At 42.7% G+C, this 15,113-nt stretch carries 6 protein-coding genes; all 6 read left to right on the forward strand.

Going from position 1 to position 15,113, the window contains the following annotated elements; genetic code table 11:
* Positions 1–19 precede the first annotated feature (19 nt).
* The 6 genes from AB5217_RS12315 to AB5217_RS12340 all read left to right on the forward strand — a co-directional run bounded on the left by AB5217_RS12315 (position 20) and on the right by AB5217_RS12340 (position 15,104).
* Positions 20–4,054, forward strand: coding sequence for a response regulator (locus AB5217_RS12315; protein WP_032844571.1), 4,035 nt, complete (start codon positions 20–22; stop codon positions 4,052–4,054).
* Between the two features lie 131 nt (positions 4,055–4,185).
* Positions 4,186–7,245 carry a SusC/RagA family TonB-linked outer membrane protein gene (locus AB5217_RS12320; RefSeq protein WP_042994444.1) on the forward strand — a complete coding sequence of 1,020 codons (3,060 nt, stop codon included), beginning with the start codon at positions 4,186–4,188 and terminating at the stop codon, positions 7,243–7,245.
* Between the two features lie 14 nt (positions 7,246–7,259).
* Positions 7,260–8,873 (forward strand): RagB/SusD family nutrient uptake outer membrane protein, encoded by a 1,614-nt coding sequence (locus AB5217_RS12325; protein ID WP_032844575.1) that lies wholly within the window; start codon positions 7,260–7,262, stop codon positions 8,871–8,873.
* A gap of 25 nt (positions 8,874–8,898) precedes the next feature.
* On the forward strand, positions 8,899–11,013 hold the full coding sequence (locus tag AB5217_RS12330; protein ID WP_050486434.1) for a BACON domain-containing protein: 2,115 nt from the start codon (positions 8,899–8,901) through the stop codon (positions 11,011–11,013).
* An 11-nt stretch (positions 11,014–11,024) separates the two neighbouring features.
* Entirely contained in the window at positions 11,025–13,688 is a 2,664-nt protein-coding gene (locus tag AB5217_RS12335; protein ID WP_032844584.1) for a glycoside hydrolase family 2 TIM barrel-domain containing protein, read from the forward strand.
* 3 nt (positions 13,689–13,691) lie between these two features.
* Positions 13,692–15,104 carry a hypothetical protein gene (locus AB5217_RS12340; protein ID WP_032844586.1) on the forward strand — a complete coding sequence of 471 codons (1,413 nt, stop codon included), beginning with the start codon at positions 13,692–13,694 and terminating at the stop codon, positions 15,102–15,104.
* Positions 15,105–15,113 lie beyond the last annotated feature (9 nt).

Genomic DNA, 15,113 nt, shown 5'->3' on the forward strand with positions numbered 1-15,113 from the left:
AAATTATCGAAAAACACAGATGGCCAAAGCTAAATTTCTTGTTGTTTATTGCCTGTTCATATCGGGACTTTGTTGCATGGCAAATGTGACGAAGGATATCAATATGCGCTTTAAGGACGTAAGGCAGGGGCTTTCTCATCAAACGGTCAATTGTTTCTATCAGGATGAATTCGGTTTTTTATGGATTGGCACTCAAGACGGGCTGAATCGATTTGACGGACGTAAGTTTGAAGTATTCAAACCGGATAATGCCAATCCCTATTCCATCAATATCAATAATATCAGGCAGGTTTGCGGAAATAAAGCTGGATTGCTCTTTATCCGCAGTTTGCAGAGCGTGACTCTTTATGATATGCGTTTGAATCGTTTTAGGGTGTTGCGTGAAGGAGAAGTTGCGGGAATCTGTTATGCGCACGATGCATTATGGATAGCTACCGGAAAGGAAATCTACCGTTATCGCAACCTCGACCAGGCGCCCGAGTTATTCTTTTCATTTCCTTCGGATGAGGAGGATGTATTGATGAACAGTCTCATGGTTCGTCAGAATCAGACAGTGGTGGTGGGTACTTCCTCCAAAGGGATATATTGTATGGACCAGTCTGCACACATCACCCGACGTATGGATGTGGGAGCTGTCAATTCAATAACAGAAGATAGAAACGGAAGTATCTGGATAGCTACCAGAAACAGAGGGCTCATACGGTTGGATGAAGATGGAAAACTTACTCATTTCAAACATAATAAGGTAGCTGAAAATACGATTAACCATAATAATGTGCGTCATGTGACGCAAGCTAATGATAGTCTCCTGTATATCGGAACCTATGCCGGTTTGCAGACTTTAAACCTGTTTACCGGAGAGTTTACAGATTATGAATATGACTTGAATGTGGAGGCGGCCGATATACGTTCTATTATTTCGATGCATTACGACACTTCGGGGACTTTATGGTTGGGGACTTTTTATCAGGGAATCCAATATTATAATGTAGCGAATGATGCTTTCCATTTTTACCGCTCGTCTACGGCTGTTGGCGGTCATTTGAATTCTTATATTATCAGTTCCATTGCCGAAGACCGTTCCGGACGGATCTGGTTTGCAAGTGAAGGAAGCGGGTTGAACTATTATGATAAACATACCAAACGCTTTTTCCCTTTAAAAAAGGTCTATTCTCAAGAGCTTTCTTTTAAGATAGTGAAGTCTCTTTATTATGAGAAAGAGCCGGATTATCTTTGGGTAGCTTCTCTTTATCAGGGAATCAACCGGATTAATCTGTCGACCGGGCATATAGAATCTATCTCGGAAAACATCTATACTCCGGAAGGAAAAACAGTTGTTGACAGAGCCTATAATCTGGTGAAAATGATAGAGTTTGCCGGCCACGATTCTTTATTGATAGCTGCCAAGGGAGGATTGCTTGTGTTGGATAAGAAACACCTTCGACTTCATCATTTCGAACACCCTTCGTTGGCTGCCAAACATCTGTCGCAGGTTTGGGATATGACGTTTGACAAAGACGGGGATTTATGGCTGACTACCTCTTTTGATCTGATACGAGTCAACCTCAAAGCGGGCACTGCCCATAGTTATCCTTTCTCCCAAATAGCGCAGAGCACAGCGCAGCATCACATCAACCACATTTTATGTGATAAGAAAGGACGTATATGGCTGGGATCGACAGGCTCGGGAATTTATCTATTTGATAAGAAGACAAATTCTTTTGTGGGATACGGAGCGAAACAGGGATTAGAAAATGGATTTATAACCGGATTGGTGGAGAGCCCTTTGGATGGTTCTATCTATGTGGCAACCAATGGTGGTTTCTCTAAATTCAACCTGGCAATGACTACATTCGAGAACTATAACAGACAGAGTGATTTTCCCTTGAATAATGTAAATGATGGAGGGCTTTATATTGCGTCCGACCACGATATTTACGTGTGTGGTCTGGCGGGTATTGTCTCTATCGCCCAGGAAAAGTTGAACAAACAGTCTGTTGACTATGATGTGTTTGTAAAACGGGTGCTTGTGGATAATACGGAAATACAACCGCTTGATTCGTTGGGGCTTATCAAAGAAACCGTACTGTATGAACATCGGTTAGTATTGCCGCCCAGATATTCTTCCGTCACTTTTGAGATAGCAAGTAACACCCTGAATAATATTTCTAATATCGGCCTGGAATATAAACTTGAAGGCTTTGACAACGAATATATGAAGGCGGGCGATAATACGATGATTACCTATACCAATCTTCATCCGGGGCATTATACTTTCCATGTCCGTGGCGACCAGGTGGGCGTTCACGGTCAGGAAGCACCTTCCGTTAGTTTTGAGCTGATAGTGGAGGCTCCGGTTTATCAGCGGGCATGGTTTATTTTGCTGATGGTGCTGGCAGCTATCCTCATTGCCGGCTATATTATCCGTATGTTCTGGATACGAAAAACCTTGCGGCACTCTTTATTGGCCGAGAAACGGGAAAAAGAGTATATCGAAAGTGTGAACCAGTCCAAACTGCGTTTCTTTACCAATGTATCGCATGAATTCCGTACTCCGTTAACACTTATATCCAGCCAGCTCGAAATGCTCCTGATGCATAAGGACATTATTCCTGAAGTATATAATAAGATTCTGGATATTTATAAAAATTCCCGCCGGATGAATAACCTCGTGGATGAAGTCATTGATATCCGCAAGCAGGAGCAGGGATACTTGAAACTAAAGATTTCTAAAGAGAATATTGTGGCGGTGATAGAGGAAATTTGTGGCTCTTTCTATAGTTATGCTCAACTGAATAAGATAGATCTCCGCTTTTCTTCCACTCTGAAAGAAGCTGATTTGTATATTGACAAAACACAGATAGAGAAAGTTTTCTATAATTTATTGTCCAACGCTTTTAAGTATACGAAGCCTGGTGACTGGATTTCTGTTGAGCTGTCAGCGGAAGGAGATAATGACATTGTGATTTCAGTCAACAACCTGGGGGTAGGCATTGATAAATCCAAGATCAAACATGTATTTGAACGGTTTTGGCAGGATGATTCGGCAACAACCACACGAACTGTCAAAGGATCGGGCATTGGATTGGCGATGGCGAAAGGAATTGTAGAGTTGCATCAGGGAACCATCGGAGTGGAAAGCGAACTGAATGGAGTTACCTCTTTTACCGTTACTCTCCACCGGGATGCGAATATGAATATGGAAGTCTCTTCCTCCGCAGACGAGCACGTTGCCGAACATTATATAATAGAGCCTCAAGAAATCTCGGAAATGGTGAAGCCGGATAAAACGGTGAAAATACTGATTGTAGAAGATAACCCGGAAATGCGTAAGGTATTGACGCAGATTTTTGAACAGATATATGAGGTATATACGGCTGCTGACGGGCAGGAAGGATTGGAACGGGCTTCTTCGCTCCAACCGCAGATGATTGTAAGTGACATCATGATGCCTGTCATGTCCGGACTGGAAATGTGCGAGAAGTTGAAAAGTAATTTGCAGACCAGCCATATACCTGTTGTCTTGCTGACAGCCCGTAACCGGGAAGAACACACCTTGGAAGGCTTGCAGACAGGTGCGGATGATTATATCTCCAAACCTTTTAATATCAAGATATTGGTAGCCCGGTGTAACAATATCATCCAGACTCGTAAACTACTTCAACAGCGGTTTGTTCGAAACGACGAACCTAAAGTGGAAGACCTTCCGTTCAATCCGATCGATAAAAAGATGTTGATGGATGCTACGGCGATTGTGGAATCTTATATTGATAACCCAGACTTTGACGTAGCTACTTTTGCACGAGAAATGTGTATGAGCAGAACGTTGCTTTTCACTAAATTGAAAGCATTGACCGGACAGACCCCGAATGACTTTATTTTATCTTTGAGACTGAAAAAAGCAACAGAAAAATTGCGGAATGACCCCAATGCCCTGATTGCTGATATAGCATTTGATTACGGTTTTTCTAATCCAAGTTATTTTATCCGGTGCTTTAAAAATGCTTATGAAATTACTCCGGCTGCTTATAGACGGAAATATACAAACTCTTAATTTATAGTGTTTTATATACTTTCTGCCTGACGAGATTTGTACTATTTGAACTTTTATACGGACGATTCTATTATTCGAAATCATTAATAATTGGGATTTTTGCACTGTAATCATTCAAATTATTACATAGTATGAAAAACATCGTAATTAAATGGGCTGTGTTCCTGACAGCCTTTCTTATCTCTTTAGAGGTTAGTGCTCAAAACGTCAGAGTTTCTGGAGTGGTGACAGACGCACTTGGACCGATCCCCGGAGCTAATATCATGGAGGAGGGGACTACTAACGGTACAGTGACGGATGTAAATGGAAAATATTCAATCAGTGTATCGGCTAAATCTACCCTTGTTTTTTCTTGTATAGGATATAAGGAACAAAAAATACGTGTCGGTACGAAAACGGTGCTGAATGTGAATATGGTGGAAGAGTCGAAAATGCTCGATGAATTGGTGGTTGTCGGTTATGGAGTTCAGCGTAAGAGTGATGTAGCCACTTCGGTAGCTTCGGTCAAAGCGGATGAAATGAAAACATTTCCCGCCGGCAATGTGGCTGATATGTTACGTGGACGTGCCGCAGGTGTGAATGTAACGAGTAGTTCCGGACGGCCGGGATCGACTCCTTCGATTACCATTCGTGGTTCCCGTTCTATCAGTGCGGACAATGCACCTTTATATATTATAGATGGTTCTCCTTCCAGTGCAACAGAGTTCAGTACGTTGAGTGCGGATGATATTGAATCGGTTGAAATCCTGAAAGATGCTGCGTCACAGGCTATTTATGGTGCACGCGCCAGTGACGGTGTGGTACTGGTGACTACCAAACGTGGTAAAGCCGGAAAAGTGGAAGTCAACTATAATGGCTATCTGGGTATTCAATCTCTCTGGAGAAATTTTGATTTCTACTCTCCCGAAGAATATATGCAGCTTCGTCGTGAAGCAAAGGCGCATGATAAAGGAATAATTGATGCGCGTGAGATTTCTATAGCCGAAGCGTTGGAAGACGAGGTGATGCAACGGGTATGGGCCAGCGGAAAGTTTATCGACTGGGAAAAAGAAATGTTTAGAAATGCAATCTATCATAATCACGACGTCAGTGTACGTGGAGGAACAGAAAAAATCAAAGTATCGGCAGGTGCCAACTACTTTGACCAACAAGGAATGGTGGTTACCGGATCGGGGTATCAGAAGTTTTCTTTAAGACTGAATCTGGACTTTGAAATAGCCAAATGGATTAGTTTCGGTATCAATTCTTCTTATGCGATGACAAAACAAGACCGTGAGGATGGTAACTTTAATGATTTTATTACCAGTTCTCCATTGGCGGAGATATATGATGCGGATGGCAAGTATACAAAATATATCAACTCGGAAGGAAATTATAATCCTTTGTACCGTGCCGAACATTATGGACGTGAAGTAACTCGTGATAATTACCGCCTGAACTTTTTTATGGATGTGAAACCTTTCAAGGGATTCAATTATCGTCTGAATACTTCTGTTTATAATCAGACGTCTGAAGACGGTTCTTATAAAGATTCCCAATATCCGGGAGGCGGAGGAACGGCCGTTCTTGACGAATCGCGTACACAGAACTGGCTGGTTGAGAATATTGTGACCTATAAAGTGCCTATCCGGAACAAGAAACACCAGTTGACATTGACCGGCGTTCAGTCTGTCGACCATAATGGTTCGAAGTCTATCGGGTACTCGGTTGAGAATCTTCCGGTGGATAAAGACTGGAACTTCATTTCTCAAGGTGAGTTTACAGGCAAGCCCCGTCGTCAGTTTAATGAAAATAACCTGGTGTCGTTCATGGCCCGGGCGCAATATTCACTTTTAGATCGTTATTTGTTGAACGTGGCTGTCCGCCGTGACGGTTCCAGCCGTTTCGGAAAAGAAAATAAATGGGGAACTTTCCCGTCGGCAGCTTTTGCCTGGCGTGTCAATCAGGAGAGTTTCCTAAGAGATGTGTCGTGGATTGATAACCTGAAACTGCGTGTGAGTTATGGTATTGTAGGTAATCAGAATGGTATCGGTAATTATACTACTTTGGGACTGGCTGATAATAAAGGATATGAGTTTGGAGATGTTTTTCAAATGGGATATTTGCCGGGCAAGGAACTTTCTAATCCAAACTTGAAATGGGAACAGTCTGCAACAGCTAACTTTGGTCTTGATTTTAGTTTCTTCAATGGGCGTCTGAATGGTACGGTCGAGTATTATAATACTCATACGAAGGATTTGTTGGTAAAACGTTCCCTGAATGCGTCACTCGGATATACTACCATGCTAGATAATCTGGGAAAGACAAAATCCAGCGGTATCGATCTTTCTTTAAATGGTGATGTGGTACGTATGAAAGAATTTACCTGGACACTCGGAACTAATTTCAGCATGTATAAGAATGAAATTGTCCGTATTGACGATACTCTCGATGAGAACGGGAAACCGGCAAGTCAGGTAGCCCAGGGATGGATTATCGGAGAACCGATCAATGTATACTATGATTATCTGATAGATGGAATTTTTCAGTATGATGATTTTGATATCACTCGTGATGGTACGGGAAATCTGGTCTATACACCGAAAAATACTTATGACAGTGATAATGACGGTGTGGCCGACAGTCCGATTAATTACGGTGGCGCTATTGAACCGGGAATGGTCAAGGTGAGTGATAACAACGGGGATGGAAAGATTACAGCTGATGACAGGGTACCTATCCGTAAAGATCCGAAGTTTACACTCTCCCTTTCTTCTACATGGAACTGGAAAGGATTTGACCTGTTCATGGACTGGTATGGAGTTTCCGGCAGAAAGATTAAGAACGGTTATTTGTACGAGTATAATTCCGGTGGTTCTTTACGTGGAAAATTGAATGGGGTGAAGGTGGATTATTGGACTCCGTTCAATCCTTCGAACAAATTCCCACGTCCTTCTTATAGTGCGGACCCTGCATATTTGAGTGCCATTGCCATTCAGGATGCTTCTTATATCCGTTTACGCACCTTACAACTGGGATATACTTTCCCCACCCGACTATTGAAGAATACTCCGATTCATAAATTACGATTGTATGCAACTGCTACTAACTTGCTGACATTTACGGAGTTTAAATCTTATAGTCCCGAACTGACTCCAGGGTCTTATCCGGAGTCCAGACAATATGTGTTTGGTGTCAATGTTTCATTCTAAAATAAAGAATCCTTATGAAAAAGTTAATATATACAGCCTTTGTCATTTGCGGAATGTTGACCGCTTCCTGCTCGGATTTATTAAATCTGGAATCAAAAACAGACGTGACGAATAATTATCTGTTCACTACTCCCGAAGGGTTGAATACTGCCGTTACAGGATTGTATTCCCTGGCACGTGAATTGCCGGGTGGAGCGGATAATAACGAATCTAATTTGTACATCGTTACCATGTGTGACTTTAATACGGATATTGCCATACTTAGAGCAGGTGTTTCTACCTCAATCGGACGTTTGAATACAAGTTTTACTCCAAGTACTGGAGATGTCAATAAGTTCTGGAAACATCACTATGGGATTATCGGAAAAGCAAATGAAATTATTGTAGCGGCAGAAGCCTTGGGACTGGATGACAGCGATGTATTGCACGCATGGAGTGAAGCGAAATTCTTCAGAGGACGGAGCTATTTTGAACTTTGGAAACGCTTTGACCGCCTTTATCTGAACATCACTCCAACCACTGTCGATAATCTGAAACGGGAGTATAAACCGGCTTCTCATGAAGAACTGATGACACTGATGACAACTGACTTGGATGATGCGATGAAAGGTCTGGACTGGTCACTTCCTCAAAATAACGGAAATGTATTGTATGGACGGGTAACGAAAGCGACTGCCAAACATGTCCGTGCACAGGTTGCCATGTGGGAATCGGATTGGGATACAGCCATTGAGGAATGTGAAGACATCTTTAAACAGGAGGGCATTTACTCAATGGAAAAGAAGGCCGAGAATGTATTTAATAGCGCAGATTTGAAATCCCCGGAAGTGTTGTGGAGTTTCCAATATTCACAAAACTTGGGTGGAGGAGGTTCCGGAACTCCGGTTGCCGGACATCGTATCTCTATTCAGACCACTACCCGAATCAATAAAATTGCAGGTTGTATCAATACGGCCGATCAGGGTGGATATGGTTGGGGACGTATTTATCCGAATACCTATTTATTGAGTTTGTATGATCAGGCTAAAGATACACGATACAATGAATTGTTTGTACACCGTTTCAAATACAATGATCCTACTTCTCCTAAATATGGCGAATTGATTCCCCTTGCGAAAAGTTCCAGTTATTGTGAGACGTTGCATTTCATGTCGAAAAAATACTTTGACCAGTGGACTATGGCCGATAATCCGGACCGGACAACGGGATTCAAGGATTTGATTGTCTATCGACTGGCTGAAACTTACTTAATGGCGGCAGAAGCGTATATGCGCCGTGACGGAGGAATGAGCACGGATGCTCTGCGCTGCTACAATAAAACATGGGAACGTGCCGGGAATGACAAATTTGCGGGACCTCTGACGCAAGATATTCTTTTGGATGAATATGCCCGTGAACTGAACTTCGAGGGAGTCCGTTGGCCTTTACTAAAACGTTTGGGTCTTTTGGGTGAAAGGGTGAAAGCGCATTATGGCGAGACAAAAGCTGAAAATCCTTATTTAGATAAAGATTATGCGGAATGTCGTACCAGTTTTGTAGTTGGAAAGCACGAATGTTGGCCTATTCCACAGGAGCAGATTGACTTGATGGGGAAAGAGAATTTTCCACAGAATGAGAATTGGTATTAAGCGATTGATTATCTGAAAAACATGAATGAGTATGAAAAGAATAATATATCTGTTATTGATTTTAAATCTGGGGCTGCTTTCCTGTGTCGATGATGCGTCGGTACGTGTGATGCCTGAATTTAATTGTAAAGATACAAAAGTAAACCTGGCAAAAGCGGCGGGTTCTTCCGTCACATCGCTATTATATACTAATGTCGGTCAAGTTGTTGCTCAATATCAAGCGGAGTGGCTTTCTGTAGATGTAAACGCTAAAAGTGTAATATACACTGCCTTGACGCAGAATGACGGTGAGGATGCAAGGAGTACTGTCGTGAAACTGACTTGCGGTTCATATACAGTGGAAGTAACGGTTACACAGGATTCCAAAGAACCGGATCTTTCTTTGAAGGTAGGACAAAGTGTAGATGATGGTATTGGTATGATTTTCTGGGTGGATCCTTCGGACAAGATGGTAGGAAAAGCTGTATCTGTAAAACGTCAGGGAGGAAATCCTTTTGAGTCCTCTGTGATGTCTCATAATGCGCTTTCTACAGTGAATGGATATGCCAATACGGCTTTGTTTACTGCTCCTGCTGCAAATGATGCAGTGGCATACTGTCAGTCGTTGGGTGAGGGATGGTATCTGCCTGCACGTGATGAGTTATGGGAGTTGTTTGATGTTTACAACGGTATTGGACATGCTGATCCGGATTTTGCTTCGGTTGTACCTGATAAGTTGACGGAAGTTGAAAAAGCGGCACGTGCGGCATTTGATAAGATGTTGACTGATTTGCAGGGTGATGTGATAAACGAGGCTGCCGGTTCGGGCAATGGGGAAAGCTATTGGTCGAGTACGGAAAATGCAGCAGGGGATAAGGCTTATTGGGTACGTTTCGGAAAGTCTGGTGCTGATGCAGGAAATAAAACAGCTACCAACCGTTTTGTGAGATGTATGCGCACAGTTGGTGATTATACTTATCCTGAAGAGCCGGCAACTCTGACGGTTGCTCCCAATCCTGTGACATTGGAAGGTGCTAACGAAGCGGAAGCAAATGTTACGTTGACATCCAATAAGAGTGTATTCAGCGTAGTGTTGGCAGATGATTCCTGGCTTTCATATACTATTTCAGGTACTACAGTTACGTTCAAGGCAAAATCAAAAAATACCACTGGTAATATTCGTACGACAATTGCTACAATAACAGCCGGTACTGGCGCAGCCGCAAAAGCAGTGGAGGTAACGGTGAATCAAAATGTAGCTGCCGAGGGAGACGCTTCCCTCGAATTGAGTACCAATGCGGTGACTATTACTCCTGATGCGGTAGCAAAATCAGAGGTAATTACAATGATTTCTGATGAGACAGAATTTGCAATAAATATCACTGATGAATCTTGGGTGAAAGCGTATGTTGATGTAACAAGTAAAACTCTTTATTTTTGGACTTTATCTCCCAATCTGAATAGTTCTAGCCGGGTAACGACTGCTACGGTAACAGCCGGAAGCGGAGCGAATGCGCCTAAACAAGAGGTTACGATTACACAGAGAGGACTTTTAAGTTCCGAGTTTGCGGTGGGACAGGTAATTACAGATAATGGATCGTTGAAAGGTGGCATTGTTTTCTGGGTAGATGGAACTAATCGTGGTAAGGCTAAGATTATGTCGTTGGACAGAGAGAATTTGGCATGGTCTACAGCAGACTCTCCGGCTTCTACCGGAGTGACTTTATCTAATGATAACGGTTTGGCAAATACTACTGCCTTGGCAGCATTGCCGAATGCAGCGGAAATGCCTGCTCTTAAATATTGTATGGATAAAGGTTCCGGATGGTATTGGCCTACAAGATCGGATCTGGAACAGATGTTTGAAACCTATAATGGGACTAAAGTAGCAGATGCGACGGAGGATAATCCGAATGCGATTACTGATTTTGAGAAAGCAAATCGTGCGGCATGGGATCTGATAGTTACTAATGTAGGAGGAACTGCTATGAATACGGCAGCGGCTTCTTCTACCGGAGATTCTTATTGGGCTAGTCGTGAAACGTCAAGTGGTACAAATGCATTTTATGTACGTTTTGGAAAACCGCTTGCTTGGGATAAAGCAAATGGGAAAAAGACTGGGGCAAGATATATTCGTGCAGTCCGTTCAATCTCGAAATAATGGTATTAGGTATGTATAAGGTATATAGAAAAATAATCTTAGCCTGCTTGTTATTGATTGTTGCCGGCACGGTCTGCGGTCAGCGTGTGACGCAAACGATCAACGATGGTTGGAAGTTCTCCCTCTTTGAGGGAGACGCGTCCATTGTTGACTTTGATGTGTCCGGTTGGACTGACGTTTCCATTCCTCATACTTGGAATGCAAAAGATGCAGAAGATGAAATCCCCGGTTATTTCCGGGGAAAAGGCTGGTACAGGAAAGCCGTGACAGTGGAGGAACTGATTGCAGGTCAAAGAGTTTATCTTTGTTTTGAAGGAGCCAATCAGGAGACTAATGTATTTGTGAATGGAAAGTTGGTAGGGAATCATAAAGGTGGTTATTCTGCTTTTACGTTTGATGTGACTGACTATGTTCATATCGGACGCAATTTGGTGGCAGTGAGTGTTGACAACTCTTATAATCCGGATATTGCTCCTCTTTCGGCAGACTTCACTTTCTTCGGCGGACTTTATCGGGATGTTTATCTGGTGTATACTTCGCCCGTGCAACTGTCTACCACCCATTATGCTTCCAGTGGAGTATATCTCAAAACTGTTGGGATAACAGATGCTCAAGCGGAAGTGTGTGCAAAAACATTCTTATCTAATGCTTTGAAAAGTAATCAGGCATTGATTCTTGAAACGGAGATTTTGGATGCAGACGGTAATAGAGTGGCACTTTCCGCAAAGAAAGTGAATGTGAAGGCAGGAGAGAAGAATGTAGCCTTTGAAGCGTTGATGACTATTGCGCAACCCAAACGGTGGGATGTTGATTCTCCTTATTTATATAAGGTGTATAGCCGTTTGAAGAATAAAAAGGGAGAAGTTCTCGATTGCGTTGTTAATCCGCTGGGAATCCGTGAATATCATTTTGATGCGGAGAAAGGTTTTTTCCTGAACGGGAAATATCGGAAATTGATTGGTACCAGCCGGCATCAGGATTACAAAGGAATGGGGAATGCCTTGCGGGATGAAATGCATATCCGGGATATACAGTTGAGTAAGGATATGGGAAGTAATTTCCTGCGAGTGGCTCATTATCCGCAAGATCCGGTTGTGATGCAGATGTGTGATAAATTGGGGCTGTTGACTTCGGTTGAAATTCCGATTGTAAATGCTATTACTCAAAGTAAGGCGTTTATGGATAACTGTGTGGAGCAGGCTACGGAAATGGTTTATCAGAACTATAATTATCCGTCTGTCATCATTTGGGCTTACATGAATGAAGTGCTTTTGCGTCCTCCCTTTAATCCAGACAACAAGAAAGAACGGGCGGAATATATGAAGTCTCTTCATCAAATAGCTTCGGCTGTTGAGGCGCAGATCAGAAGTCTGGACTCGGAACGCTATACCATGTTGCCTTGTCATTCTGCTTCCCAAATCTATCAGGAAGCAGGGATCACTGAATTGCCGATGTTATTGGGATTTAATCTTTATAATGGATGGTATGGTGGTAATTTGGGCGGATTTGAAGAGAAACTGGAAGAACTTCACAAGGAGTTTCCTCATAAACCGTTGCTTATTACCGAATATGGGGCGGATGTAGATACTCGTATTCACTCTTTTTCGCCGGTGCGGTTTGATTTTAGTTGTGAGTTCGGCTCTGTCTATCATGAACATTATTTGCCTGAAATTCTAAAAAGGAATTATATAGTGGGGGCTATGGTCTGGAATTTGAATGATTTTTATTCCGAAGCCAGAAGAAATGCCATGCCTCATGTGAACAATAAAGGGTTGGTAAGTACGGATAGAGAACGTAAGGACGGATATTATCTTTATCAGGCTTATCTGAAAGAGTCACCTGTCCTGCATATTGCTTCTAAATCTTGGAAGAATAGGGCAGGAGCCAGTCGGGATGGAAAGAGTTGTACGCAACCGCTGAAAGTTTATACTAACGCGGATAAGGTGGAGGTCTTTTTGAATGGAAAAAGTTTGGGAGTATATCCGGTAGCAGATAAGGTGGTTTCCGTGGACATTCCTTTTGTAAACGGAAAGAATGTGGTGGATGCTGTGATTGAAAAGGAGGGACGTGAATATCGTGACCAGTATGTTTGTGATTTTAAATGTGTCAATGTGAAGAATGGCTTTACGGAAATCAATGTACTACTGGGTGCTCGACGCTATTTTGAGGACCGGATAGCAGAGATGTGCTGGATACCCGAACAGGCTTATGCAGAAGGTTCATGGGGATATATTGGTGGGGAAGTGGCTCCGAACAAAACTCGTTACGGTTCTTTGCCGGCCAGCGATACAGATATACTGGGGACGGATCAGGATCCTGTCTTCCAGACACAGCGAGTAGGTATTGAAGCTTTTAAGGCAGATGTACCGGATGGTGTTTATGCTGTATATTTATATTGGACAGAACTTACTTCTGAAAATAAAAGAGAGGCTTTGGTGTATAATTTGGGAAATGATGTGGTGAGGGAGGACTATATTAACCGGGTATTTTCTGTGGATATAAATGGAGTATCTGTTGCCAAGCAACTTAATATTGCAGAAGAATACGGTTCCGAACGTGCGGTTATTAAGAAATATATTGTTCCGGTTTCACAAGGAAAGGGGCTTGTTGTTCGTTTTGGAGCGGTGGAGTCTGTGCCCATTTTAAATGCAATACGAATCGTAAAAGAATATTAGATGATGAAAAATAGTATAGTTATATTGTTTTTACTGCTGTTATCCCAGTTTGGTTATGCCCAGGGGCATACATTTAAGGTCACTGCCCGTCCGTGGGTGAAAGGACAGAAAAATCTTCCCTGGAAAGAGTATGATACCCGTACTATTGCTCAATTGGATGGGTTCAAACCTACTGGTAAAGTACGTGTGAATAAGTATGGAAGTGATTTGGATGCTTCCAGGCATCGGGCTACAGGATTTTTCAGGGTGGAACGTATCGGAGATCGATGGTGGATGATTGATCCCGATGGGTATCGGCATTTGCAGAAAGTGGTGGTAGGAGTACGTTTAGGTACTTCCGAACGCAATAAACAAGCAATGCTGGACAAATTCGGTACGGAGGAAAAATGGATCGAAGGAACGGCACGGATGATTCATTCGCTGGGCTTTTCCGGGGCCGGCTCCTGGAGTAATGAAGAAGCTATTGCCTCTTACAATGCCTCTCATAAGGAGGTACTGACTCGCTCAATCATTCTGAACCTGATGAGTGGATATGGGAAGAAACGAGGAGGAACTTATCAGTTACCTGGTAATACGGGATATCCTAATCAGTGTATTTTCGTTTTTGACCCGGAGTTCGAAACCTATTGCGATGAGATGGCACAAAAACTGGTCGCAAATAAAACGGATAAAAATATCATCGGCTATTTTTCGGATAATGAACTGCCGTTCGGGCCGAAGAATCTGGAGGGGTATCTGACTTTGAAGAATCCCAATGATCCGGGAAGATTGTATGCAGAATCCTGGTTGAAACAGCAGGGTATTACTTTGCAGCAAATTACGGACGAACATCGGGAAGAGTTTGCGGGGGTAGTAGCGGAACGATACTACAAAGTGGTGTCGGAAGCGATTCGGAAGTATGATCCCAATCACCTTTATTTAGGTAGTCGTCTACATGGAAAACCTAAGTTTGTCCGCCAGATTGTGGAAGCGGCAGGCAGGTATTGTGATGTCGTTGCTATTAACTACTATGGTGCATGGACACCGAATGAGAAGACCATGAAGCATTGGGGCGAATGGGCTCAAAAACCTTTCATCATCACGGAATTTTATACGAAAGGAATGGATTCAGGGTTGGCAAACACAACAGGGGCAGGTTTCACCGTTCAAACCCAGCAGGAACGTGGATATGCCTATCAGCATTTTGTTTTAGGATTATTGGAAAGTGGGAATTGTGTCGGATGGCATTGGTTCCGTTATCAGGATAATGATCCGACGGCAAAAGGGGTAGATCCTTCGAATCTGGACTCTAACAAGGGACTGGTAGATAATGAATACAATCTTTATAAACCGTTGGCTGATGCTATGAAAGAATTGAATATCAACGCTTATCGTTTGGCTGACTGGTTCGACCAACAATCAACTAATAATAAATAAAATACATAC

The organism is Bacteroides sp. MSSM.1001136sp1_RTP21357st2_D2_RTP21359_211015, assembly GCF_040913205.1.
Classification (GTDB): Bacteria; Bacteroidota; Bacteroidia; order Bacteroidales; family Bacteroidaceae; genus Bacteroides; species Bacteroides ovatus.